Source organism: Bacillus sp. 204(2023) (genome assembly GCF_037027505.1).
GTDB lineage: Bacteria > Bacillota > Bacilli > Bacillales > Bacillaceae > Bacillus > Bacillus subtilis.
On sequence record NZ_JAXCHE010000001.1, the window covers coordinates 444,006 to 467,158 of the forward strand.

Annotated in this window: 27 protein-coding genes; 22 read left to right on the forward strand and 5 right to left on the reverse strand. The window is 42.0% G+C overall.

Annotated elements, in window-relative coordinates; translation table 11 throughout:
• Window positions 1-86: 86 nt before the first annotated feature.
• A complete protein-coding gene (locus tag WA279_RS02385) occupies window positions 87-848 on the reverse strand; it encodes a DUF1189 domain-containing protein (protein ID WP_336154141.1) in 762 nt (253 codons plus the stop codon).
• Window positions 849-957: 109 nt separating this feature from the next.
• Between WA279_RS02385 and WA279_RS02390 the strand changes: the two genes are divergently transcribed.
• From WA279_RS02390 to pstB (WA279_RS02430), 9 genes are all read left to right on the forward strand, one after another.
• On the forward strand, window positions 958-1,440 hold the full coding sequence (locus tag WA279_RS02390) for a DUF456 domain-containing protein (RefSeq protein WP_004398518.1): 483 nt from the start codon (window positions 958-960) through the stop codon (window positions 1,438-1,440).
• A 178-nt stretch (window positions 1,441-1,618) separates the two neighbouring features.
• Window positions 1,619-2,227 carry a superoxide dismutase SodA gene (sodA, locus tag WA279_RS02395; protein ID WP_004398583.1) on the forward strand — a complete coding sequence of 203 codons (609 nt, stop codon included), beginning with the start codon at window positions 1,619-1,621 and terminating at the stop codon, window positions 2,225-2,227.
• 106 nt (window positions 2,228-2,333) lie between these two features.
• Complete coding sequence (locus WA279_RS02400) at window positions 2,334-3,626, forward strand: MFS transporter (protein WP_335388697.1); 1,293 nt, start codon at window positions 2,334-2,336, stop codon at window positions 3,624-3,626.
• 113 nt (window positions 3,627-3,739) lie between these two features.
• The gene (pbpA, locus tag WA279_RS02405) at window positions 3,740-5,890 is read left to right on the forward strand and encodes a penicillin-binding protein 2A (RefSeq protein ID WP_017696170.1); all 2,151 of its coding nucleotides are present in this window, start codon (window positions 3,740-3,742) and stop codon (window positions 5,888-5,890) included.
• A gap of 155 nt (window positions 5,891-6,045) precedes the next feature.
• Window positions 6,046-6,948 carry a phosphate ABC transporter substrate-binding protein gene (locus WA279_RS02410; protein WP_336154146.1) on the forward strand — a complete coding sequence of 301 codons (903 nt, stop codon included), beginning with the start codon at window positions 6,046-6,048 and terminating at the stop codon, window positions 6,946-6,948.
• Window positions 6,949-7,016: 68 nt separating this feature from the next.
• Window positions 7,017-7,946: a phosphate ABC transporter permease subunit PstC gene (gene pstC, locus WA279_RS02415; RefSeq protein WP_014477352.1), complete on the forward strand. Its 930-nt coding sequence runs from the start codon at window positions 7,017-7,019 to the stop codon at window positions 7,944-7,946.
• The gene (pstA, locus tag WA279_RS02420) at window positions 7,946-8,830 is read left to right on the forward strand and encodes a phosphate ABC transporter permease PstA (RefSeq protein WP_003230103.1); all 885 of its coding nucleotides are present in this window, start codon (window positions 7,946-7,948) and stop codon (window positions 8,828-8,830) included. Before pstC ends, pstA begins: the two co-directional genes overlap by 1 nt.
• 20 nt (window positions 8,831-8,850) lie before the next feature.
• Entirely contained in the window at window positions 8,851-9,660 is an 810-nt protein-coding gene (gene pstB, locus WA279_RS02425) for a phosphate ABC transporter ATP-binding protein PstB (RefSeq protein WP_015384102.1), read from the forward strand.
• 10 nt (window positions 9,661-9,670) lie between these two features.
• Window positions 9,671-10,453 carry a phosphate ABC transporter ATP-binding protein PstB gene (gene pstB, locus WA279_RS02430; RefSeq protein ID WP_336154148.1) on the forward strand — a complete coding sequence of 261 codons (783 nt, stop codon included), beginning with the start codon at window positions 9,671-9,673 and terminating at the stop codon, window positions 10,451-10,453.
• A gap of 29 nt (window positions 10,454-10,482) precedes the next feature.
• Here pstB (WA279_RS02430) and WA279_RS02435 read toward each other — a convergent pair whose 3' ends face one another.
• The gene (locus WA279_RS02435; protein WP_024571927.1) at window positions 10,483-10,947 is read right to left on the reverse strand and encodes an endolytic transglycosylase MltG; all 465 of its coding nucleotides are present in this window, start codon (window positions 10,945-10,947) and stop codon (window positions 10,483-10,485) included.
• Window positions 10,944-11,297 carry a hypothetical protein gene (locus WA279_RS02440; RefSeq protein ID WP_014477348.1) on the reverse strand — a complete coding sequence of 118 codons (354 nt, stop codon included), beginning with the start codon at window positions 11,295-11,297 and terminating at the stop codon, window positions 10,944-10,946. Before WA279_RS02440 ends, WA279_RS02435 begins: the two co-directional genes overlap by 4 nt.
• 179 nt (window positions 11,298-11,476) lie before the next feature.
• Here WA279_RS02440 and WA279_RS02445 point away from each other — a divergent pair, with 179 nt between their 5' ends.
• From WA279_RS02445 to WA279_RS02500, 12 genes are all read left to right on the forward strand, one after another.
• Window positions 11,477-11,947, forward strand: coding sequence for a hypothetical protein (locus WA279_RS02445; protein WP_009967744.1), 471 nt, complete (start codon window positions 11,477-11,479; stop codon window positions 11,945-11,947).
• Window positions 11,944-13,023 carry a glycosyltransferase family 4 protein gene (locus WA279_RS02450; RefSeq protein WP_336154150.1) on the forward strand — a complete coding sequence of 360 codons (1,080 nt, stop codon included), beginning with the start codon at window positions 11,944-11,946 and terminating at the stop codon, window positions 13,021-13,023. The genes WA279_RS02445 and WA279_RS02450 overlap by 4 nt, the downstream gene beginning before the upstream one ends.
• An 83-nt stretch (window positions 13,024-13,106) precedes the next feature.
• Complete coding sequence (gene rpmG, locus WA279_RS02455) at window positions 13,107-13,256, forward strand: 50S ribosomal protein L33 (protein WP_003153056.1); 150 nt, start codon at window positions 13,107-13,109, stop codon at window positions 13,254-13,256.
• Window positions 13,257-13,340: 84 nt separating this feature from the next.
• The gene (locus WA279_RS02460; RefSeq protein ID WP_336154152.1) at window positions 13,341-13,904 is read left to right on the forward strand and encodes a 5-formyltetrahydrofolate cyclo-ligase; all 564 of its coding nucleotides are present in this window, start codon (window positions 13,341-13,343) and stop codon (window positions 13,902-13,904) included.
• Between the two features lie 66 nt (window positions 13,905-13,970).
• Window positions 13,971-14,144, forward strand: a complete 174-nt coding sequence (locus WA279_RS02465; protein ID WP_003230126.1) for a hypothetical protein — start codon at window positions 13,971-13,973, stop codon at window positions 14,142-14,144.
• Between the two features lie 89 nt (window positions 14,145-14,233).
• The gene (gene yqgP, locus WA279_RS02470) at window positions 14,234-15,754 is read left to right on the forward strand and encodes a rhomboid protease YqgP (RefSeq protein WP_336154153.1); all 1,521 of its coding nucleotides are present in this window, start codon (window positions 14,234-14,236) and stop codon (window positions 15,752-15,754) included.
• A gap of 109 nt (window positions 15,755-15,863) precedes the next feature.
• On the forward strand, window positions 15,864-16,079 hold the full coding sequence (locus WA279_RS02475) for a YqgQ family protein (protein WP_004399107.1): 216 nt from the start codon (window positions 15,864-15,866) through the stop codon (window positions 16,077-16,079).
• 10 nt (window positions 16,080-16,089) lie between these two features.
• Window positions 16,090-17,055 (forward strand): glucose kinase GlcK, encoded by a 966-nt coding sequence (gene glcK, locus WA279_RS02480; RefSeq protein ID WP_003230132.1) that lies wholly within the window; start codon window positions 16,090-16,092, stop codon window positions 17,053-17,055.
• Window positions 17,056-17,171: 116 nt separating this feature from the next.
• A complete protein-coding gene (locus WA279_RS02485) occupies window positions 17,172-19,088 on the forward strand; it encodes an LTA synthase family protein (protein ID WP_003230133.1) in 1,917 nt (638 codons plus the stop codon).
• A gap of 82 nt (window positions 19,089-19,170) precedes the next feature.
• A complete protein-coding gene (locus tag WA279_RS02490; protein ID WP_336154405.1) occupies window positions 19,171-20,301 on the forward strand; it encodes a M14 family metallopeptidase in 1,131 nt (376 codons plus the stop codon).
• 61 nt (window positions 20,302-20,362) lie between these two features.
• Window positions 20,363-21,424 carry a hypothetical protein gene (locus tag WA279_RS02495; RefSeq protein ID WP_336154154.1) on the forward strand — a complete coding sequence of 354 codons (1,062 nt, stop codon included), beginning with the start codon at window positions 20,363-20,365 and terminating at the stop codon, window positions 21,422-21,424.
• Window positions 21,425-21,426: 2 nt separating this feature from the next.
• Window positions 21,427-21,741 carry an MTH1187 family thiamine-binding protein gene (locus WA279_RS02500; protein ID WP_336154155.1) on the forward strand — a complete coding sequence of 105 codons (315 nt, stop codon included), beginning with the start codon at window positions 21,427-21,429 and terminating at the stop codon, window positions 21,739-21,741.
• A gap of 31 nt (window positions 21,742-21,772) precedes the next feature.
• Here WA279_RS02500 and WA279_RS02505 read toward each other — a convergent pair whose 3' ends face one another.
• Window positions 21,773-21,946 (reverse strand): DUF2759 domain-containing protein, encoded by a 174-nt coding sequence (locus WA279_RS02505; RefSeq protein WP_003230141.1) that lies wholly within the window; start codon window positions 21,944-21,946, stop codon window positions 21,773-21,775.
• A 156-nt stretch (window positions 21,947-22,102) separates the two neighbouring features.
• Here WA279_RS02505 and WA279_RS02510 point away from each other — a divergent pair, with 156 nt between their 5' ends.
• Window positions 22,103-22,738, forward strand: a complete 636-nt coding sequence (locus WA279_RS02510; RefSeq protein ID WP_029726715.1) for an MBL fold metallo-hydrolase — start codon at window positions 22,103-22,105, stop codon at window positions 22,736-22,738.
• 39 nt (window positions 22,739-22,777) lie between these two features.
• On the opposite strand, the gene WA279_RS02515 is transcribed toward WA279_RS02510, so the two are convergent.
• On the reverse strand, window positions 22,778-23,023 hold the full coding sequence (locus WA279_RS02515; RefSeq protein WP_003226300.1) for a DUF2626 domain-containing protein: 246 nt from the start codon (window positions 23,021-23,023) through the stop codon (window positions 22,778-22,780).
• Window positions 23,024-23,153: the final 130 nt, after the last annotated feature.

Here is a 23,153-nt window from a genome sequence, read left to right on the forward strand (position 1 = left end):
CTCCCGCATACGAAATTTTATATCATAGTATGCTTGTCCATTTCGATTCATGACAAAAGAAAAGAGACTGCGAATGCAGCCTCGGTTTATACAGCAGCTTTTTTGGACGGAATCTCTTTTAAAACGAGAAACAGGATGACAAAATTGACAAACCAGTTCAGCAAAAATTCACTTGGTACGGTTGCTTCTAATGCCCGCATGATTATAAAGAATACAGTTGAAAGGGTGATGGAATAAGCAGAAAGCTTCCAGAGCTGATGATATGATAAATGTTTTTTCTGCGAATTCTTAATGATTAACCCGATAAGCGCTAAAAACGATACTTCAATAAATTTTCCCGCTGCTGTTACGAGAAAAATAAGAGCTGAGAGAACAGTTACAATCATCGCTTTATTTTGGTTTAACCCTGCAATGACATCTTTTTTCTGTAACTCTGACGGCATCATTGAGTAAGACATTTCTTGGGCTTGTCCGTCAATGGCCAAAACAAATTTGTTCTGAAGGATGCCGATCGCGTTTTGCTTTGCTTCAATTTGTTCAGTGCCATAGGAGTCTGTCGGATCGAACACGATAACGAAACCATTTGCTTGAGATTCCGTGGCTTTTTTCTCATCCGTTTGAAGTTTGCCGTTTGAAATTGTGAAATCAGGGAAATCTTTGTTTAAAACAGTTTTAAAGCCGTTCATTGATTTTACGGTCCCTGTACTTACATAATAAGCGGTAGGGATTGCAAACAGGACAGAGAGCAAAAATACATAAAGAATCGCTTTTCCGATTCCTTGAAATCTTGTTTTTGCAATATCACGGGGAGAGTATGTACTTTTAATGAAAAGCTGAAACACATTCACTATCTTCACTTCCTAGCTAAACTAATATATGTTGCTTATTGTATCGTTGCATGCGTGTGAATACAAGGAAGACATGAAGAAGACAGAGTAAAATGGGAGGATGGAAGCTATGGATATGTTGTATTGGCTGTTGATTGCAGCGGTTTTTATCATTGCCTTTATCGGGCTGGTGTATCCTGTTATTCCGAGCGTAGTATTTATTGTTGCCGGATTTGTATTGTACGGATTTTTATTTTCCTTCAGTCCGTATTCTTATATGTTCTGGCTTGTTGAGGCAGTTTTTGCCGCAGTATTATTCGCAGCAGATTACGTGTCGAATCTGCTTGGAGTAAAAAGGTTCGGAGGAAGCAAAGCTGCCATATGGGGAAGCACGATCGGTTTATTAATCGGGCCTTTTGTCATTCCGGTTGCAGGGATCATACTGGGGCCGTTTATCGGGGCTGTTTGCGCAGAACTTATCGTCCATCAGAAGGACTTAAAGTCAGCGTTTAAAATTGGCCTCGGCTCACTCATTGGTTTTTTAACAGGGGTTATTGCAAAAGGCATCATACAGCTTTTGATGATCGGATACTTTTTATGGACGGTCCTATAAGAAATGCTGGCGGCAGGTTTAATGGGGCAGATTATCGGTTAAAGTGAAATATGTCCGCTGAAATGAGCCAAATCGTGAGCTTTTTCATTGATTACAAAGCATTCTTTTGTTACATTGAATGAAGAAAGGCTCGCTGTGAAGCGGCATTTCAGTACATATATACTAAGGAGGAATTATCATGGCTTACGAACTTCCAGAATTACCTTATGCGTACGATGCTTTAGAACCGCATATCGACAAGGAAACTATGACTATTCACCATACGAAACACCACAACACATACGTGACAAATTTAAACAAAGCGGTTGAAGGAAACACTGCTCTTGCCAACAAATCAGTTGAAGAGCTTGTTGCAGATCTTGATTCTGTTCCTGAAAACATCCGCACTGCAGTCCGCAACAACGGCGGCGGACACGCGAACCACAAATTATTCTGGACACTTTTATCTCCAAACGGCGGAGGCGAACCGACTGGCGCGCTTGCTGAAGAGATCAACAGTGTATTTGGAAGCTTTGACAAATTCAAAGAGCAATTCGCAGCAGCAGCAGCTGGACGCTTCGGTTCTGGCTGGGCATGGCTTGTTGTGAACAACGGTAAACTTGAAATCACAAGCACGCCAAACCAAGATTCTCCGCTTTCAGAAGGCAAAACGCCTATCTTAGGTCTTGACGTTTGGGAGCATGCTTATTACCTTAACTATCAAAACCGCCGTCCTGATTACATTTCAGCTTTCTGGAATGTTGTAAACTGGGACGAAGTGGCTCGTCTATACAGCGAAGCAAAATAATGGCACAAACAAGGTCCTCATTATGGGACCTTGTTTTTTTATGTCTTCTTTTTACATATCTCGGTTTGAGTGAGACAGACTAAGGGATAGTAAAGGGGAGTCAGTAATGAGCAAACTAAAAAAAGTGATAGGCGATGTAGACGTAAACAAAGGGTTACTCTTTCTGCTGACCATTGGCGGGCTTTACTCGCTGGGAATTGCACTGTCCAATACATTTGTTAATGTGTATCTTTGGAAGCAGTCAGGGAAATTTATTGATTTGGCGATATATAATTTATCCATTGTGACAATGCAGCCGATAACCTTTTATTTGGCTGGACGGTTAGCCAAAAAAATAGACAGGGTATTCATTTTAAGGTTCGGCGTCATTTTTTTAGCTGCCTTTTATTTAAGTGTGCTTTTAGCCGGAGAAACGGCGGCCAGCCGCCTCGTGCTAATCGGCGCGGTGCTCGGAGTGGGCTATGGCTTTTATTGGCTAGCGTTTAACGTGCTGACCTTTGAAATAACAGAGCCGGATACACGAGACTTTTTCAACGGGTTTATGGGCATTCTGTCTTCCTCTGCAGGAATGATCGGCCCGATTGTAGCCGGATTTGTGATCTCAAGGCTTGAAAATAATACGGGTTATACAGTGATTTTCAGTCTCTCTCTCAGTTTATTTGCCCTGGCTGTCGTGATGAGCTTTTTCTTAAAACGGAGAGAATCAAAGGGCCGTTTTATGCTGAGCAAAGTATTTGGAGAGCGCCATAGCAATATGAATTGGCGGAGAATCACGAATGCGCATTTTTTTCAGGGTTTGAGAGAAGGGATTTTTGTCTTTTTAATCAGTGTGTTTGTATTTATTGAGACAAACAGCGAACTTGCTCTCGGTACATTCGGTCTTGTCAATTCAGCTGTTTCCTTCTTTGCCTACTACTTTGCATCCAGGCTGGTTAAGAAAAAGGCGAGAAAAAAATCGATTTTGCTGGGCGGACTTATTTTGTATGGCGCGCTGTTTTTGATTCTGTTCCATATGAGCTTTTCGACATTATTAACGTACGGCGTTTTCATTGCCATCGGCTATCCTCTGTTGCTTGTGCCATATGTATCACTTACATATGATGTGATAGGGCGCGCGAGGCATGCAAGAAAAGCAAGAATTGAATATATCGTGCTTAGAGAAATGTTCTTGAACGCCGGCAGAATTGTTTCCATTTTGTGCTTTCTCCTGATTGTGGCCCTTCTGAAAGAGGATGTGGGAATTCCTTTGTCACTTGCGATATTGGGTATAGGACATCCTTTGATTTATTACTTTGTCAAGGATATCCGTTTTAAGGAGAAAGAAGGGGAAAATGAAACCATGGAAGAAGACGGCCAAAAACGGGTAACAGAACCGACCCTTTTAAAAGGCGAGAGATAATTTTTTTGCCAAAAAGGGGTTATCTGTAGAAAAAAGTCGAAAAAACCTTTAAAATGAAAACTGGCACTCTTACTTGAGTGTCTTTTCTTTCTGTAAATAGAAAAGGTGATGTTATGAGGAGAAATAAACCAAAAAAGCAAAATCATAAAGAGAAAAAGAAGTCGCTTCCGATCCGGCTGAATATTTTATTTTTAGCTGCCTTTGTTATATTTACCTGGATTATTGTGGAACTGGGCATCAAGCAGATCGTGCAAGGCGATGATTACAAAAACCAAGCAAATAAGCAGGAACAAAGTGAAGTCAGCTCAGCGGTACCACGCGGGAAAATTTATGATCGAAACTTTAATGCCATTGTGACAAATAAGGCTTTAAATGCAATCACATACACGAGATCTAAATCGACCACGCAAGAACAGCGCTTAAAGATCGCAAAAAAGCTGTCTGACATGATCAAAGTCGATACAAAAAAAGTAACAGAACGGGATAAAAAAGATTATTGGATTTTGACTAGACCGAAAGAAGCGAAAAAGCTCATTAGCTCTAAAGAAAGACAGCAGGTTGAAGACAAAAAAATATCCGATGACGATTTATACCAGCTTCAGCTAAAACGGATTACTGATAAGCAGCTGAATGAATTAACGGATAAAGATATGCAGATCCTCGCTATCAAAAGACAGATGGATTCGGGCTATGCATTGACCCCTCAATATATCAAAAACGAAGATGTATCAGCGAAGGAAATGGCAGTGGTAAGTGAACATTTAGACGAACTGCCAGGTGTTGATGTCACGTCCGATTGGGAACGTGAATATCCGTATAAAAACCTTCTTCGCTCAGTGCTCGGAAGTGTTTCCAGCTCTAATGAAGGGTTGCCGTCCAACTTGCTCGACCATTATCTGTCGCTTGGCTACAGCCGTAATGACAGGGTCGGAAAAAGCTATTTGGAATACCAATATGAAAGCCTTCTGCAGGGCCAAAAAGCCAAAGTCGAAAATATCACAGATTCAAACGGCAATGTCACGGGAACAAAAACGGTATCTGAAGGCAAAGCCGGTAAAGATCTCGTGCTTACGATTGACATTGATTTGCAAAAAGAAGTGGAAAAAATCATTGAGAAGAACCTCAAATCTGCTAAAGCAAGACCAAGCACGCAATTGTTAGACCGTGCATTCGTTGTCATGATGGACCCAAGAAACGGTGAAGTGCTTTCAATGGCGGGCAAGCAGATTAAACAAGAAAATGGGAAATATAAAATTGATGATTACGCTTTAGGTACAATGACGTCATCTTATGCCATGGGATCAGCAGTCAAAGGTGCAACAGTCTTGACGGGCCTTCAAACCGGAGCCATCAATCTGAATACAGTTTTTCAGGATGAACCATTGTATATCGGTCAGGATAAAAATGGTAAAAAATCTTGGACTACTTTAGGACCTGTTAACATTCAAAGAGCCTTAGAGCAGTCTTCCAACGTATTTATGTTCAAAACAGCGATCGCGCTCGGAAAAGGTGAATATAAACCGCACCAAGCTTTACCGATTGATACGACGGCCTTTGATACGTTCCGTAATTACTTCAGCCAATTTGGATTAGGTGTCAAAACTGGAATTGATCTTCCGAATGAAATGACAGGCTATAAAGGAACAGACAGATTGACGGGATTCTTGCTTGACTATGCGATTGGCCAATACGACACATATACACCGCTGGAACTTGCGCAATACGTATCAACGATTGCAAACGGCGGATATCGCTTAAAGCCTCAGCTTGTAAAGGAAGTCAGAGAACCTGATGCTAAAAGAGGGATCGGTGCTGTCGTACAATCCGTTCAGCCGGAAGTGCTGAATAAAATCGACATGAAGAGTGAATATATTAAAGAGGTTCAGGCCGGATTCAGACGGGTGATGACAAAAGGGACAGCTGCCAGCCAATTTGCTTCAGCGTCATATCAGCCTGCCGGTAAAACAGGAACAGCACAATCGTTCTATGATGGACCTGATAAATCAAAAACAGGAACAGCGACTTATAATACGACACTTGTTGCCTATGCACCGGCTGATAATCCTGAGATTGCGATCTCTGTAGTAGTCCCTTGGGCTTATATTGATTACAGCGCTAAATATACCATTACAAACGAAATCGGCAGGGAAGTAATGGATAAATATTTTGAGCTGAAATCGAAGCAGGACAAAGAAGATACTCAGCAAAAGAATAAAGACAAAATTGAAGAAAATGCAGAAAACACAACGTCTTCTGATAACTAAAAAGAAACGCTCACATGATGTGGGCGTTTTTTTTTATACAAAAAAACGCACTGATTTACAAAACCTTAACATTCGGTTCAAACCCTTTTTACATAGAACCTTTACTCTATACGTGTAGGACAAATTACACAATATACGCAGGGGGAATTCAGGAAATGAAAAAAAACAAATTGGTGCTTATGCTTCTGATGGCTGCATTTATGATGATTGCAGCTGCATGCGGAAATGCAGGAGAAAGTAAAAAATCGAATAGCGATTCTGCAAAAGGAGAAGAAAAGGCATCAGGTTCTTTAACCATTTCTGGTTCATCGGCAATGCAGCCACTAGTACTTGCAGCCGCGGAAAAATTTATGGAAGAAAACCCTGATGCTGACATACAGGTACAAGCTGGCGGTTCTGGAACAGGGCTTTCTCAAGTCTCTGAAGGAGCTGTTCAGATCGGGAATTCAGACGTTTTTGCAGAAGAAAAAGAAGGCATCAATGCAAAAGCGCTTGTCGATCATCAAGTCGCTGTAGTTGGTATGGCAGCAGCTGTAAACCCTGATGCTGGTGTGAAGGATATTTCAAAAGATGAATTGAAAAAAATCTTCACTGGCAAAATTAAAAACTGGAAAGAGCTCGGCGGCAAAGACCAAAAGATTACACTTGTAAACCGTCCTGATTCTTCCGGCACACGTGCTACATTTGTAAAATATGCGCTTGACGGAGAAGAACCAGCAGAAGGCATTACTGAAGATTCCTCCAACACGGTGAAAAAAATCATTGCTGATACTCCGGGAGCGATTGGATATCTTGCATTCTCATATTTAACAGATGACAAAGTAACTGCTCTATCAATTGATGGTGTAAAACCTGAAGCGAAAAATGTCACAACTGGCGAGTATCCGATCTGGGCTTATCAGCATTCTTATACAAAAGGTGAAGCGACAGGTTTAGCTAAAGAATTTCTTGATTATCTAAAGAGTGAAGACATTCAAAAAAGCATTGTTACTGACCAAGGCTACATTCCAGTTACTGATATGAAAGTGACACGTGATGCCAACGGGAAGCATAGCTGATCTTAATAAAAAGAGGAGTGCGGGGACAACCGTTTCTCCTCTTAACACATTCATAGGAGTGTAAAACAATGATAAACAATAGAGAAAATATGTCTGTGAGCGAGCGTTTAATCAGCTCAAGGCAAAATCGGCAATTGGATGAAGTTCGGGGAAGAATGATTGTGACAGCATGTGCGCTGATTATGATTGCGGCATCTGTTGCAATCACCATTTTCCTCGGCGTGAAGGGGCTGCAATCTTTTCTTGTAAATGGTGTAAGCCCAATTGAATTCTTAACGAGCTTAAATTGGAATCCTACAGATAGTGATCCGAAATACGGAGTGCTGCCATTTATTTTTGGCTCATTTGCAGTAACGATTCTTTCTGCTCTAATCGCTGCGCCGCTTGGCATTGCAGGTGCGATTTTTATGACAGAGATTGCCCCGAATTGGGGAAAGAAAGTGCTGCAGCCGGTGATTGAGCTTTTAGTCGGTATTCCATCTGTTGTTTATGGATTCATAGGTCTTACAGTATTGGTGCCGTTTATCGCCCAGTTCAAATCGAGCGGAACAGGGCACAGTTTATTGGCGGGAACGATTGTCCTTTCCGTCATGATTCTGCCGACGATCACATCGATTTCTGCTGATGCAATGGCTTCTCTTCCGAAGAGTTTACGAGAGGGTTCTTACGCGCTTGGTGCGACAAGATGGCAGACGATCAGAAAAGTACTTGTGCCTGCAGCTTTTCCAACATTGATGACAGCTGTTGTGTTAGGCATGGCTCGGGCGTTCGGTGAAGCTTTGGCTGTTCAGATGGTCATTGGAAATACAAGAGTATTGCCGGAAAGCCTGTTTGACACTGCGGGAACGCTGACAACGATCATCACGCTGAATATGGGCCACACCACATACGGAAGTGTTGAAAACAATACGCTGTGGTCAATGGGGCTTGTGCTTCTGGTGATGTCATTCTTGTTCATCCTGCTTATTCGCTACTTGTCATCTAGGAGGAAAGTGTAATGAACCGCAAAATAACAGATAAACTGGCGACCGGAATGTTTGGTTTGTGTGCAGCCATTATCGCTGCCATTTTAGTAGGTTTGTTTTCCTATATTATTATAAACGGTGTTTCTCAGCTCAGTTTTCAATTTATTACAACAAAATCGAGCGCCATTGCAGCTGGAGGAGGCATACGAGATCAGCTGTTTAACTCCTTTTATATTTTGTTTATTACAATGCTGATTACAATCCCGCTCGGTGTGGGCGGCGGAGTCTTCATGGCTGAATACGCGCCTAATAACAAAGTGACTGACTTCATTAGAACATGTATAGAGGTGCTTTCATCTCTTCCGTCTATTGTCATTGGGATGTTTGGATTATTGATGTTTGTCAACTTAACAGGCTGGGGATATACGATCATAGGCGGGGCGCTTGCGTTAACTGTTTTTAACCTTCCTGTCATGGTGCGTGTGACAGAAGACGCGATCCGTTCAGTCCCTAAAGATCTGAAGGAAGCCTCTCTCGCTTTAGGTGTATCACGCTGGCATACCGTAAAAACAGTTTTAATTCCAAGTGCGATTCCTTCTATCATCACAGGAGCAATTTTAGCGTCAGGAAGGGTGTTCGGGGAAGCGGCCGCATTATTATTTACGGCAGGCCTGACAACACCGCGTCTTAATTTTACGGAGTGGAACCCGTTTTCTGAAACATCACCGCTTAATATTTTCAGGCCCGCTGAAACACTTGCGGTCCACATTTGGAACGTCAATACACAAGGAATGATTCCGGATGCTGAAGCGATTGCCAACGGTGGTTCTGCCGTGCTGGTGATTTCTGTTCTTGTGTTTAATCTCGCAGCGAGATGGCTTGGCACGATGATCTACAAAAAGCTTACGGCAAATTAGAACGGAAAGAGGCGAAAAACATGTCTGAACAAATGGTAAAAGAAAAACCTGAGCGAGCTGTTATTGTTCCGAAGCAGAACCACGTGCTTGAGGTCAAAGATCTGTCTATTTTTTACGGAAATAAACAAGCAGTTCATCATGTAAACATGGATATTGAAAAAAATGCGGTGACTGCTTTAATTGGGCCGTCGGGATGCGGAAAATCTACTTTTTTGAGAAATATTAACCGAATGAACGATTTAATTCCATCTGCAAGAGCGGAAGGTGAAATCCTTTATGAAGGATTAAATATATTGGGCGGCAATATTAACGTTGTCAGCTTGAGAAGAGAAATCGGAATGGTTTTTCAAAAACCAAATCCATTTCCGAAATCGATCTATGCGAATATCACACATGCATTGAAATATGCCGGAGAGCGGAATAAAGCTGTTTTAGATGAAATTGTGGAAGAAAGTTTAACAAAAGCGGCCCTCTGGGATGAGGTGAAGGATCGTTTACATTCATCCGCACTCTCGTTATCCGGCGGCCAGCAGCAGCGTTTATGCATCGCGAGAACGCTTGCGATGAAGCCGGCTGTTCTTCTGCTTGATGAACCAGCTTCAGCGCTTGATCCGATTTCAAATGCGAAAATAGAGGAATTAATTACAGGATTGAAAAGAGAATACTCAATTATTATTGTCACGCACAATATGCAGCAGGCTCTGCGGGTTTCTGACCGGACGGCATTCTTTTTAAACGGCGAGCTTGTAGAATACGGACAGACCGAACAGATTTTCACGAGTCCGAAAAAGCAAAAGACAGAGGATTATATTAACGGGAAATTCGGATAGGAGGGCGGCAATGAGTATTGCTACCGAAGCTGTAATGAAACAGGAAGTCTATCAAGTCAATGGAATGAACTTATGGTATGGACAGCATCATGCTTTAAAAAATATCAATTTGAGCATTTATGAAAATGAGGTTACGGCGATTATCGGCCCATCCGGATGCGGGAAATCGACCTTTATCAAGACATTGAATTTAATGATTCAAATGACGCCGAATGTAAAGCTTGCAGGTGAGCTGAACTATAATGGCAGCAACATTTTAAAGGATAAAGTGGACATCGTGGATTTGCGAAAAAATATCGGCATGGTATTCCAAAAAGGGAATCCGTTTCCGCAATCTATTTTTGATAATGTGGCTTACGGACCGAGAGTCCACGGCACCAAAAATAAGAAGAAGCTTCAGGAAATTGTGGAAAAGTCATTAAAAGACGTGGCATTATGGGATGAGGTGAAGGATCGATTGCATACGTCCGCTCTTTCGCTGTCAGGGGGCCAGCAGCAGCGTCTTTGCATCGCCAGAGCACTTGCGACCAATCCTGATATTTTGCTGATGGATGAACCGACATCTGCACTAGATCCAATCTCAACGAGAAAAATTGAAGAACTCATTCTAGAGCTGAAAAATAAATATACAATTGTCATTGTCACGCATAACATGCAGCAGGCAGCAAGGGTTTCTGATCAAACCGCCTTTTTCTACATGGGCGAGCTTGTTGAATGCGACAATACGAATAGAATATTCTCTAATCCGAAGGACCAAAGAACGCTCGATTACATTTCAGGAAAGTTTGGATGAAAAAAAACAGGCTGAGTCAGCCTGTTTTTTTATCGTGTTAACGTTTTTACGATCTTTTTGAAACTCATGTCTGATTTTACTTTAAACTCGCCGGCACGAATTTCTTTGTGATAGCCGGCATCAATGACATAGTCATTAAAGTCTTGAGCCGAAGAGATAATGCCCTCTTTTTCAAGAATAGCAGATACATCGGCAGTGCTCATGCCGTCTTTAATGGTGAGCTTGTACGTTTTGACTTTGTCTGATTTCGTGTCTGAGCCGCTGTCATTGTTTAAGGATTTCTCTTTTGAATCGAGAAGTTTTTGATATTCATCACGGTTCACAGAAACCAATTTTTTAGAATCAAGATAATTGTTCACGTCTTGTTCGGTTACTGTCTTATTTTCTTTTACAGCAGCGGCTTGGTCTTCGTCAGTCAGATAAAAAACAGCTGCAAGAACGGCTGTCGCTAAAATGATGCCGCCAGCAAATGCCTGAATGCCCCGTTTTGTCATACGAGCACCTTCTCATTATCTTTGATAATCGTATTCACGTCTTCCACTGATACATGCTCAGCTTTAGCAATCGCTTCAGCTGACATACCGTTATTATATTTAGAAAGTATTTGTTTAGCGATTTTTTGATTGATGTCGCTCTGCTTTGATTTGCGAATGACAAGGTTAGTTTCCAGTAATTCTTCCTCAAGCACTGTCATTTTCTTTTTGAGCTTGTAAATTTCCTGCATCGCAGAAAGCTGCAGTGTTTCGAGCTCCTGTTCTACATCTTTCATCGGGTCTCTTTGAGAATATGAGAATGCAATTAGCGCTATACTGACGATAAACAACGCAATAATAGCAATTTCCACGTTTCATCACCTTCTATTCTTTTTTTATCCTTCTTTTTTATACCATAAAACCAATAGTTTCTAAAGGAATTCGCGAAAAAAACGAGATTTTGTCGAGAAATCTTTCTTTGCTTCTTCTTTATGTAATGGTTTAATAGGAACACGAAGTGAACGATTGGAAAGGAGAATGTTAGGAGTCCATGGATAAACACCCATTTCCCTATAATATACGACATAAGCTTTCCTTTTTTAGGGACACATTCGACATAATCATTCAAAACGCCCACACCTTGACCGTTAGCTGGGAAATCTCAGAAGAAACAATGCGGCTGGCTGAAGCGGTCCTTTTCGAAAAAACGCAGGATATGATAAAAGAATTGCGCATTGTCATCAAAAGAAAAGACATTGAAGCTGTCAGGACAAAACGCACAACGTATGATAAAGGCGAATGGACGATTAGACAGGCGGCTGGTGATGCTGTATATCGGGCTGAATACAGAATTGTGAATTCAATGAATGTCTCTCTCAAGCTTGCCGGTACAGACGACATCTATCTTGATGAAAATGGGATTCGTCATATAAACAGTTTTCAGATTGAAGAAGCGCACACCAGGTGGGAAGCGCAATTTTCTGCATACACCTGTTATGGGAGAGGGGAAAAAGAACGGTGAACATTCTCATGCTTTCACCCGAACATCCCGATGAGCCGAAAAGCGGGCTCGGTGTCCATTTAAACCGCCTCATTTCCTATTTAAAGCCTCATATTAACATTACGGTTTGTACTCCGAGCGGGCAGCTGTTTTCGTATGCGAAGTTTGAAGATTACATAGCTGATGCTAACTTTACAATGGTTCGCCATGTGTTATCACACAATGAACGCTTTGATCTGATTCATGCTCATGATGACACAACAGCCCCTGCCGCCCAGTATTTGAAACAACGGCTTGGCCTTCCGCTTGCTGCGACAATCCACGGTCTTGAAAGCGAAAGGAAGAAGGTGTGCCGAGAAGCCCCACACCCATACAGGCTCAAGACCGAACGGCTCCTAATTGAATCCGCTGATGCATTGATCGTATTAAGCACATTTATGAAGCAGTCTCTTGATAAGGCGGCATATAAAAAATTAACCGTTATCCCAAGCCCTGCATCTATGGAGGAAGAGAAGGGGAAAATCCCAAGAAGCATGAATAGAAGATTCCTCTTTTCATATGGAAGGTTTGTTCCGGAAAAAGGATTTTCGCAGCTGTTAAAGGTGTTTGCCATCTTGAAGCAGCGTCAGCCAGACCTCTATCTAGTGCTGGCTGGGGAGGGGCCGTCTTTGTCCTGCTATGAGAAATTGGCTGCGGCATATAACCTGAAGGATCGCGTCATGTTCCTGCCGTTTCTCAATAGGAAAGACATCAGAACGTTACTGTCTCAATGTGAAATGGCTGTTTTCCCTAGTACTTATGAACCGTTTGGGCTTGCCGCGCAAGAAAGCATGGAACAAGGTGTGCTGACTGTCGTTTCTCAGTCGGGTGGTTTTTGTGATTATGCCGTTCATGACAAAACGGCAATCATCGCTGATTTTACGCTCGTACAGGAAGCGGCTGATCTGCTGGACAGCTTTTTAAAAGACCGGGAGAAAGCCCGCCGGATAAAAGAAGCTGGCAGACAACAAGTGTTCAAGCTCCACCACCCCCGACTCATTATGTCATCATATCTGCAGCTTTATGAGCGTATCTTCAATAATTCAGCAATTCATTGAAAAACAGCCTAGCATTCCGTCCATTATAGTGGTATTATATATAAGTCTGAATAAGTAAATGATTTTAGTTTGGAGGGAAAATAATGCGCGTTAATATTACTTTGGCTTGCACTGAATGTGGTGAGCGTAACTATATTTCTAAAAAGAACAAACGCAACAATCCAGACCGCGTTGAATTTAAAAAATATTGCCCACGTGATAAAAAATCTACGTTACACCGTGAAACAAAATAACAGCTTTGCTGTTTGAGGTGTAAGAAAAAAGCCAGAGCTTTGAAAAAGGTTCTGGCTTTTTTTCTATTCCGAGGGGGATGAGAGATGAAATCACAATTAAGAAAAAAGACAATGCAGGCACTGTCTGCTTTATCAAGTGATGATCTGCTTCAAAAAACGGAACGTATGTATAAGTATTTGTTTTCTCTGCCGGAGTGGCAAAATGCCGGCACCATTGCGGTCACCATCTCCAGAGGATTAGAGATACCGACGCGTCCTGTCATTGAGCAGGCTTGGGAAGAAGGGAAACAAGTTTGCATCCCCAAATGCTATCCGGACACGAAGAAAATGCAATTTTGCACATATCAGACTGATGATCAGCTCGAAACCGTGTACGCCGGACTGCTCGAGCCGGTAATTGAAAAAACAAAAGAAGTAAACCCATCACAAATTGACTTGATGATCGTTCCAGGTGTTTGTTTTGATGTTAACGGGTTTAGGATCGGCTTTGGAGGCGGCTATTATGATCGCTATTTAAGTGAATATGAAGGGAAGACAGTCTCTTTGCTTTTGGAGTGCCAGTTGTTTGGGCACGTACCCCGTCTGCCGCATGACATCCCGGTACATAAGCTGATAACAGAGGATCGGATTATTTCTTGTTTTTCATAACTTTCCTGTCCCTTATTCGAGAATAAATAAGGCAGAATAACAAACCCTATTGGCAGGAGGGATATCATGAAAAAACTTTTGATATATGCCATTTTCGCGGTTTCTGCCGTCATGTTTTATCAAAATCGCTACCGTCTTATGAATACTGTACTCAGCCAGCCAGGAATCAGGCGGTCTTTTATCCATTTGTTTTTAAGAATTCCATTTATCCGCAATAAGTTTATACAACAAGCTTTCTAAAATCCCGTGAAAAACGGGATTTTTTGCTTTCAGTAGGCGTTTCGGAGCGCCAGCTGTTATAATGAAAAAAAACTATTGGAGCGGTAAACATGTTTTTGCTGGAGTATACATATTGGAAAATTGCGGCGCACCTGGTGAATAGCGGGTATGGCGTCATACAAGCCGGTGAGTCAGATGAAATATGGCTGGAAGCGCCGGACAAGTCCTCTCATGATCTAGTTCGTCTTTATAAGCACGATCTTGATTTCCGTCAAGAAATGGTTAGAGACATCGAAGAGCAGGCCGAACGAGTAGAACGAGTCAGACATCAATTGGGCAGAAGGATGAAGTTGCTGAACGTGTTTTTTTCAACGGAAGCCCCAGTTGATGACTGGGAAGAGATTGCAAAAAAAACTTTTGAGAAGGGAACTGTGTCAGTTGAGCCGGCGATCGTTAGAGGAACGATGCTTCGAGATGATCTTCAAGCGGTTTTTCCATCATTTCGTACAGAAGATTGTTCAGAGGAACACGCTTCGTTTGAAAACGCGCAAATGGCGCGAGAACGCTTCCTTTCGCTAGTGCTGAAACAAGAAGAACAGAGAAAAACTGAAGCGGCGGTTTTTCAAAACGGAAAACCGACTTTTACATATTTATTTATTGCGCTTCAGATCCTGATGTTTTTCTTGCTCGAAATAAACGGAGGCAGCACTAATACGGAGACACTGGTGGCTTTTGGAGCAAAAGAAAACAGCCTGATTGCACAAGGAGAATGGTGGCGGCTTCTGACACCGATCGTGCTTCACATCGGCATAGCGCATTTAGCTTTTAATACGCTGGCTTTATGGTCGGTTGGTACAGCGGTTGAGCGGATGTATGGATCGGGGAGATTTTTGCTGATTTATCTGGCTGCTGGCATTACGGGTTCGATTGCGAGTTTTGTGTTCAGCCCGTATCCTTCGGCAGGGGCATCAGGAGCCATATTCGGATGCTTAGGTGCATTACTGTATGTTGCTTTGTCTAATCGAAAAATGTTTTTAAGAACTATAGGAACCAATATTATTGTCATTATTATCATCAATCTGGGCTTTGGTTTTGCGGTTTCGAATATTGATAATTCAGGACATATCGGCGGCTTGATTGGCGGCTTTTTCGCTGCAGCAGCACTGGGGTTGCCTAAAGCCGGAGCCTTTGGAAAAAGATTGTTGTCAGCGGTTTTGCTGATTGCTTTGGCTGTTGGATTTTTATATTACGGATTGCATTCGCCTTCACACCAGGAGTCAGCGCTGATTCAGCAGGCAAGCGAGCTGTATCAGGAAGGAAAGTATGAAGAAATAACAGAATTGCTGAACGGAGAAGCAGCGCAAAAAGATGCCTCTGCCGATCTTTTGAAAATTCTTGCTGTTTCTGATATTCAAATCGGCGAATATGATCAGGCGGTTTCCCTTTTGGAACGAGCAGTGAAAAAAGAACCTAAAGACCATGCTTCCTATTACAATTTAGCGTTATTGTATGCGGAAAAAAATGAGCTTGCACAAGCAGAAAAGGCCATCCAGACGGCTGTGAAACTGAAGCCGAAGGAGCAGCGCTATAAGGAGCTGCAGCGGCAAATTGAAAACAATAAAGAATCATAAAGGTGGAATATGGAAAGGAAGCTGGCTTTTTTGTCAGCGTTTTCTTCTTGACTGACCGCTTCCATATGAATACGCTTATGATAGTTAAGTTCAAGAAATGGTGAGGAAAATGAATACATTTTATGATGTGCAGCAGCTGTTAAAAACGTTTGGCCACATTGTTTATTTTGGAGACAGAGAGCTTGAAATTGAGTTTATGCTGGATGAATTAAAGGAATTATACATGAACCACATGATTGAAAAGGAGCAGTGGGCCAGAGCGGCAGCTGTCCTTCGAAAAGAATTGGAACAAACAAAAAACGGAAGAGATTTTTATAAAGGCTAAGGTGATAAAAATGGACGAGATATGGTTTGCGGGCATTGACCTGGGAGGAACGACGATTAAACTCGCTTTTATTAATCAATATGGCGAAATTCAGCATAAGTGGGAAGTTCCGACTGATAAAACCGGCGACACGATTACTGTCACAATTGCAAAAACAATCGACAGCAAGCTGGATGAGCTGCAAAAACCGAAGCACATCATCAAATACATCGGAATGGGTGCACCAGGCCCTGTAGATATGGCGGCAGGAGTGGTTTATGAAACAGTAAATCTAGGGTGGAAAAATTATGCTTTGAAAAACCATCTGGAGACAGAAACCGGCATCCCAGCTGTTATAGAAAATGACGCGAATATTGCTGCGCTCGGGGAAATGTGGAAGGGAGCGGGTGATGGCGCAAAAGACGTCATTCTCGTGACGCTTGGCACAGGAGTTGGCGGCGGCATCATTGCAAATGGTGAAATTGTACATGGTATAAATGGCGCCGGCGGAGAAATCGGCCATATTTGCAGCATCCCTGAAGGCGGAGCGCCCTGCAACTGCGGCAAAACGGGCTGTATCGAAACAATTGCGTCAGCAACCGGAATTGTAAGAATTGCAAAAGAAAAAATAGCAAATGCTAAAAAGACGACACGTTTAAAAGCAACCGAACAATTGTCAGCGCGGGATGTGTTTGAAGCGGCGGGTGAAAATGATGAAATTGCCCTTGAGGTGGTTGATTATGTAGCCAAGCATCTTGGTTTGGTGCTCGGAAATTTGGCAAGCTCGCTTAATCCATCCAAAATCGTTCTTGGCGGCGGCGTATCGAGAGCCGGAGAACTGCTGAGATCAAAAGTCGAGAAAACATTCCGCAAATGCGCGTTTCCGCGGGCAGCCCAAGCTGCTGATATTTCAATCGCAGCACTTGGAAATGATGCCGGCGTTATCGGAGGCGCTTGGATCGCTAAAAATGAATGGCTGAAACATCAAAATTGTTAAAATTGTGTAAATGAAATTGATTTTTTGTTGTGCTCAGGTTAAGATTTAATTTGATGTGTTAATGAGAATGTTGGGAATAGACTGATTTTTTTGAGCGTGCTGCATAGGAGGTTGAAATGCGAAAAACGTTTTTTTCGAAGATTTCATTTATGCTGATTGCCATTTTATTGATGTGGCTGAAAACGTATGCTGTTTACAAAACCAGTTTTCATATTAAAATCGACAATCTAACACAGGAATTTATTCTGTTTATCAACCCATTGAGTTTTTTGTTGCTTATTTTTGGCCTCAGCCTGTTTTTAAAAGGCAAAAACAGAAATCGCTACATTATCGCGATGAGCTGTCTTGTCACGTTTGTATTGCTGGCAAATATGGTTTTTTACCGTTTTTACAATGATTTCTTAACAATCCCTGTTCTTTTTCAAACGAGCAATATGGGTGATCTCGGAAGCAGCATCGGAACACTTCTTGAGCCGACAGACCTCCTATTAGCTGTAGATATTGCGGTTTTAATATGGCTTCACATCCGGCAAAAAGCTTTTCAATCGGACATTCCCTCAACGAAAAATGAACGGGCGGCTTATTTTTTGTTCGTTGCTTCTGTTTATTTCTTCAACCTGGGCTTGTCTGAGGCGGAAAGACCTCAGCTATTGACACGCTCATTTGACAGAGAAATGCTTGTTAAAAACATTAGCCTGTTTAATTTTCATATTTACGATGGCGTTCTTCAGTCAAAGCAATCCGCACAGAGAGCGTTGGCAGACAGCAACAGCCTGACGGAGATTGAAAACTACGTAACCGCTAATGCGAAGGATGCCAACAAACGCTTATTCGGCGCTGCAAAAGGAAGGAACGTCATTCTCGTATCCTTAGAGTCGACGCAAAGCTTCGTGATTAATGAAAAATTGAATGGAGAAGAAATCACGCCTTTTCTGAATGACTTTATAAAACAGAGCTACAACTTTAATAATGTTTACCACCAAACAGGCCAGGGGAAAACCTCGGATTCTGAATTTATCGTGGACAATTCACTGTATCCGCTTGGACGAGGTGCCGTATTTTTTACGAATGCGGGCAATCAATATATGGCCGCTCCTGAAATTTTGAAAAACAGCGGATACTATTCAGCGGTGCTCCACGCTAATAATAAGAGCTTTTGGAATCGTGATTTAATGTACGACTCATTTGGATATGATTCGTTTTTTGATATTAACTCGTATGATGTAACTGACGAAAATTCAGTCGGCTGGGGACTTAAGGATAAAGAATTTTTTGAGCAGTCTTCAGAGCTGATGAAAAATCTGCCTCAGCCGTTTTACTCGAGGCTGATTACACTGACGAACCACTTCCCGTTTGATCTTGATGAAGAGGATCAATTGATTGATGAATATGATTCAAGCAGCCAGACGCTAAATAAATATTTTCCGACAGTGCGTTATCAGGATGAGGCGCTGAAACGGTTTATCGAAAAGCTGAAGGAAGACGGGTTATACGACAACTCTGTTATTGTATTATATGGTGACCATTATGGTATATCAGAAAACCATAATGAAGCGATGGGGCAGTTTTTAGGAAAAGAAATAACCCCATTTGAAGAGGTGCAGCTCCAAAAAGTGCCGCTGGTCATTCATATTCCGGGTATTACTGATAAAAAGCCGCAAACCATTGAAACAGTAGGCGGGCAGATTGATATCAGGCCGACGCTGATGAATCTTTTAGGGATTGATACGAAAGATCAAATTCAATTCGGCAACGATCTGCTTTCAGACGAAAAACTGGACTTTACGGTGCTCCGGGACGGGAGCTTTATCACAGATCAGGTTGTTTATACAGACGGTGCGTGTTATGACAAAGAGACGGGAAAACCATTAGAAGAGACAAAACAATGTGAAGCATTTGCTGATAAAGCAAAACAGGAGCTATCACTTTCTGATGAAATCATTTATGGGGATTTGTTGCGATTTTATGATCAGAAAAGGCTGGACAATTCGTCAAAACGGAAAGAAAAACAAATGCTTGATCAGGCATCGTAATCACAATGTCTCCCGCATCAAAGTGAGCGGGAGGCTTTCTTTTTTTAAATACGCTGTCATATAGTAACAAAAAAGGGGGATGATGATGGCGTTTATTACGGTGAAACCTGAGATCAAGAACAATTTGGCCAGAGTGGCGAAAGAACTGAAGATAGACGAGGAATTGCTTAAAAGTGCAAATCGCTCCGCACAAAAACATCAATTGTATTGCCCTAGTTATGTGATAGAGGAGCATAGCGGCAAAGAGCTTCAAACCATTCAGGACATAAAGCGCTTTTTACAGCCTCGGCAGCTGAAACTTTCTGATAGCTGGATTGAGCAAGAGAAAATCTATGATGATTCAGCTGTTGAAAAGGAAATAAAGAAGATTATTGATATTTTCCCGTTTGTCTCATGCCGGGAAATTGGCCGTTCTGTACTCGGCAGGCCTATCTGGGAGCTGAAGGCTGGTGGGGAGCATGCCGTAAAAAAGATCCATATGAACGCGTCATTTCATGCGAATGAGTGGATTACAACGTCTGTCCTGCTAAAATGGTTTAAGGAATACTGTATGTCATTATGCTGCAATTCGCCTTTCTTTGGCTTTTCTCCCATAAAGCTGTTTAACAGCACATCCTTATCCCTCGTTCCTCTTGTCAATCCGGATGGCGTTGATCTTGTTTTAAACGGATCAGAAGTCATGGGAGCCAGAAGAGATGAGCTCGAAAGGCTAAATGAACATCGTCCAAATTTTAATGAATGGAAGGCGAATATAAACGGGGTTGATTTAAATAAACAATTTCCATCATTATGGGAAATTGAAAAATACCGAAAACCGACAGCACCCAGCTACCGCGATTTTCCGGGAATCTCTCCGCTTACGGAGCCGGAATCTATTGCGATGTACCGGCTGATCACGGAGAATCCGCCTGACAGACTGCTGGCTCTTCATACTCAAGGAGAAGAAATTTATTGGGGCTATAAAGGCCTTGAGCCTGAGGAATCTGCTGCCGTCATAAAGGATTTTGAGGAGTTAAGCGGGAACATTTATAAGGGAGTAAGGGATATAGACAGCTATGCTGGATTTCGTGATTGGTTTATTCACCATTATTTTAAGGAAGGGTATACGGTGGAACTTGGAAAAGGCCAAAATCCTTTGCCGTTTCAGCAGTTTTCACACATATATAACGCCACAAACGGCATCTTGTGGAGGGCGTTATTTTTTCATGAGTAACTGAAACTTTTTCTTTTTTCTGCCGAAGCAAATATGAGAGAATAAAGATGATCGGAGGGGAATGCTGATGAGATCAGTTTGTTTTATTCTGCTGACGGTATTGCTGTTTAGTTTATCGGCATGCGAACCATCTCATCAGCAGCAAAAACAGGCATCGGCGGCAAAAGATGAGGAAAAAGACATCATACCGCTTTCCGTGGAAAAAGCGGATGGGGCGGAAGGCTGGCTGAATAACAACACAATATTATATACTGCGTCTAATCCGACGAAAACAGAGCTTTTTGCGTACCGCATCTTTACAGGCAAAGCGAAAAAGCTCTATCAAACGGATGGTCAAATCGTTGATGTTCAAATCAATGCGAGGGAGCAGATGATTCTGCTGCAAATCACACATAGCCAAAAGACGGCAGTGGTTTTGCTTAATGCAGAAGGGGAGACGCTTTACGAAAAAGATTACGAAACGTATGAGCTTGAGGCTGCTTGGAATCAGTATGATCCTTATCAAATGATGGTGACGGAATTCAATGAAAACTGGGATTTCCATACATATCAGGTGAATGCTAAAAAAGACGAATCTTTCTTAAGCCCAGTACAGGTTCCGTTCATTCATTGGACATCCAAAAATACATTTGATTATGTAAAAGAGGGAAGAGACGATAAAACAGGGCCTTTATATACGTTCGATACAGCTTCTAAGACGGAACAGAAGCTTGAGGATGACGTTCTATTCTTCGATTCTTTCCATCAAATGAGTTTTACTGTCAAATCAGCTTCCGGAGGAAAAGGGACGTATCAGTTTAAAACGCCGCAATCAACATCACCTGTTACAGCGAAATGGCCGCTCCAAGCGAAATATACAAATTTGGCTCCAATGGAGTATGACTATGATGAAGCAGGAGGCCTGTTTTATACATTCAAACAAAGCGGCGATGCATATATGCTCGCAGCAATCAATGTAGCATCGGGAGAGACAAAAGATCTTGTGTCTCTGCGGGAAATGGAGCCGATTCAAATATCTCCGAACGGGAAATATGCGTTATACGGCTTTCATTTTGAGCAAATTATTTTATTGAAATCACATGAAACGAAGCAACTCATCATTGATCAAAAGGAGATGGAATAACGATGGCTATCGCAGATGTAACCATTATCCCAATCGGTACGGAAACACCCAGTGTCAGTGCTTACGTAGCCGATGTGCAAAAGATATTAGAAGAATATCAAGCAGAAGGGAAAATCAAATATCAGCTGACACCGATGAATACGCTGATCGAGGGAGAACTCAGTGATCTTTTTGCAGTCATTCAGGCAATTCACGAAGCGCCATTTCAAAAAGGATTGCACAGAGTGGCAACGAATATCCGTATCGATGACAGGCGTGACAAAAAAACGACGCTTGAGAGCAAAATAGAAAGTGTCAATAAACATTTACAGCCATAAAAATAAACCTGTATCCGATCGGATACAGGTTTTAATGTGCGGTTGGATACCCGCTGTTTATTACGGTCATCACGGTAAACCATCCAAAGACAAATAAGGTGGCACCGGCTAATAAAAACCCGAGTATATTTTTATTTCTAACAGAACGCAAGACTCCCCATAAAGCGAAAAGAGCGACAAGGCCGAAAATCACGACAAGTAACATAACACAGCCCCCTTTACATTGAAAAACCTGCAATTCTTTCCAGTTTTATTCTACCTGTTTTTTATAGGTTTGTCGATAGCGTTTTCATTGCGATTGTTTGAATCTTTTTTAAAAAACCCTCATAATAAGAGCATAAAAAAGAAAGAGGTGATAATAGTGAAATGGAGACGAATGCCAGTAGGGCCGATTCAAGCGAACGCATATTTTCTCATCAATGATGATCAATGCCTGATTTTTGATCCGGGCGGCGAGGGACATAAAATCAATCAATACATAAAAGAAAAAGGGCTGACGCCTTTAGCCATTTTGCTTACACATGCCCATTTTGACCATATTGGGGCACTTGATGAAGTGAGAGAAAAATGGGATATCCCTGTTTACCTGCATCAAAATGAAAAAAATTGGCTTACGGACGCTTCTTTAAACGGCTCCGGCATGCTGCGAGGGATAGAAGTAACAGCTAAGCCTGCAGATCATCTAATTGAAGGCGACGGTGAGTTGAATATCGGGCCGTTTCATTTGGAAACATTATTTACGCCGGGACATTCACCAGGCAGTGTGTCTTACTACGTGAAAGATGCAGACTTGGTTATCTCCGGAGATGTCTTGTTCCAAGGCGGTATAGGACGTACGGATTTAATAGGCGGCAATCAAGAGACGCTGCTGACGTCCATTCATGAAAAACTGCTTACGCTTCCGGAACACACGCTGGTGTTAAGCGGCCATGGACCTGAAACAGACGTACTGACTGAGCAGGATCAAAATCCGTTTTTAAATGGGTTTTCATTGTAAAAAAAGAGACAAACCGATAAGGTTTGTCTCTTTCTGCATTTAATGGCCTCCGCCGCCGGGCACCATAATAAAAATTGAGTAATATGTAAAGCCGGCGAAGAAAATTGTTAAATAAGCGCCAAAAATATAAATATACATGCGTTCGGTTAAGTTCAAATACGATAGAAACACAAATAAGATCGTCTGTCCAAAAAATAAAAGGGAAGCATCTTTCATATCACCTAAATAAAACATGACTGCAAAAATTCCCGTCCAAAATCCTAACACCCGGAACATGCGATTCATTTTTATCCCCTCCCGAGAGTCCCTCTGACTGTTATTATAATAGATCACACCTAGAAATGTAAACATTTTCATTATTAATATACAAATGGAATTTGTCCTTTTGATTGTGTTTTCTATTGTATGAATGTTT

Excerpts from the sequence above, each read along its gene's own strand:
- WA279_RS02435 (WP_024571927.1), bottom strand. The coding sequence starts at position 10,947 with ATGACAAAACGGGGCATTCAGGCATTTGCTGGCGGCATCATTTTAGCG.
- sodA (WP_004398583.1), top strand. The coding sequence starts at position 1,619 with ATGGCTTACGAACTTCCAGAATTACCTTATGCGTACGATGCTTTAGAA.
- WA279_RS02490 (WP_336154405.1), top strand. The coding sequence starts at position 19,171 with ATGATGGCGTTTATTACGGTGAAACCTGAGATCAAGAACAATTTGGCC.
- WA279_RS02410 (WP_336154146.1), top strand. The coding sequence starts at position 6,046 with ATGAAAAAAAACAAATTGGTGCTTATGCTTCTGATGGCTGCATTTATG.
- pstB (WP_336154148.1), top strand. The coding sequence starts at position 9,671 with ATGAGTATTGCTACCGAAGCTGTAATGAAACAGGAAGTCTATCAAGTC.
- WA279_RS02495 (WP_336154154.1), top strand. The coding sequence starts at position 20,363 with ATGCTGATGAGATCAGTTTGTTTTATTCTGCTGACGGTATTGCTGTTT.
- glcK (WP_003230132.1), top strand. The coding sequence starts at position 16,090 with ATGGACGAGATATGGTTTGCGGGCATTGACCTGGGAGGAACGACGATT.
- WA279_RS02485 (WP_003230133.1), top strand. The coding sequence starts at position 17,172 with ATGCGAAAAACGTTTTTTTCGAAGATTTCATTTATGCTGATTGCCATT.
- WA279_RS02515 (WP_003226300.1), bottom strand. The coding sequence starts at position 23,023 with ATGAATCGCATGTTCCGGGTGTTAGGATTTTGGACGGGAATTTTTGCA.
- rpmG (WP_003153056.1), top strand. The coding sequence starts at position 13,107 with ATGCGCGTTAATATTACTTTGGCTTGCACTGAATGTGGTGAGCGTAAC.
- WA279_RS02390 (WP_004398518.1), top strand. The coding sequence starts at position 958 with ATGGATATGTTGTATTGGCTGTTGATTGCAGCGGTTTTTATCATTGCC.
- WA279_RS02445 (WP_009967744.1), top strand. The coding sequence starts at position 11,477 with ATGGATAAACACCCATTTCCCTATAATATACGACATAAGCTTTCCTTT.
- WA279_RS02400 (WP_335388697.1), top strand. The coding sequence starts at position 2,334 with ATGAGCAAACTAAAAAAAGTGATAGGCGATGTAGACGTAAACAAAGGG.
- WA279_RS02465 (WP_003230126.1), top strand. The coding sequence starts at position 13,971 with ATGAAAAAACTTTTGATATATGCCATTTTCGCGGTTTCTGCCGTCATG.
- WA279_RS02475 (WP_004399107.1), top strand. The coding sequence starts at position 15,864 with ATGAATACATTTTATGATGTGCAGCAGCTGTTAAAAACGTTTGGCCAC.
- pstB (WP_015384102.1), top strand. The coding sequence starts at position 8,851 with ATGTCTGAACAAATGGTAAAAGAAAAACCTGAGCGAGCTGTTATTGTT.
- pstA (WP_003230103.1), top strand. The coding sequence starts at position 7,946 with ATGAACCGCAAAATAACAGATAAACTGGCGACCGGAATGTTTGGTTTG.
- WA279_RS02460 (WP_336154152.1), top strand. The coding sequence starts at position 13,341 with ATGAAATCACAATTAAGAAAAAAGACAATGCAGGCACTGTCTGCTTTA.
- WA279_RS02505 (WP_003230141.1), bottom strand. The coding sequence starts at position 21,946 with ATGTTACTTGTCGTGATTTTCGGCCTTGTCGCTCTTTTCGCTTTATGG.
- yqgP (WP_336154153.1), top strand. The coding sequence starts at position 14,234 with ATGTTTTTGCTGGAGTATACATATTGGAAAATTGCGGCGCACCTGGTG.
- WA279_RS02500 (WP_336154155.1), top strand. The coding sequence starts at position 21,427 with ATGGCTATCGCAGATGTAACCATTATCCCAATCGGTACGGAAACACCC.
- pstC (WP_014477352.1), top strand. The coding sequence starts at position 7,017 with ATGATAAACAATAGAGAAAATATGTCTGTGAGCGAGCGTTTAATCAGC.
- pbpA (WP_017696170.1), top strand. The coding sequence starts at position 3,740 with ATGAGGAGAAATAAACCAAAAAAGCAAAATCATAAAGAGAAAAAGAAG.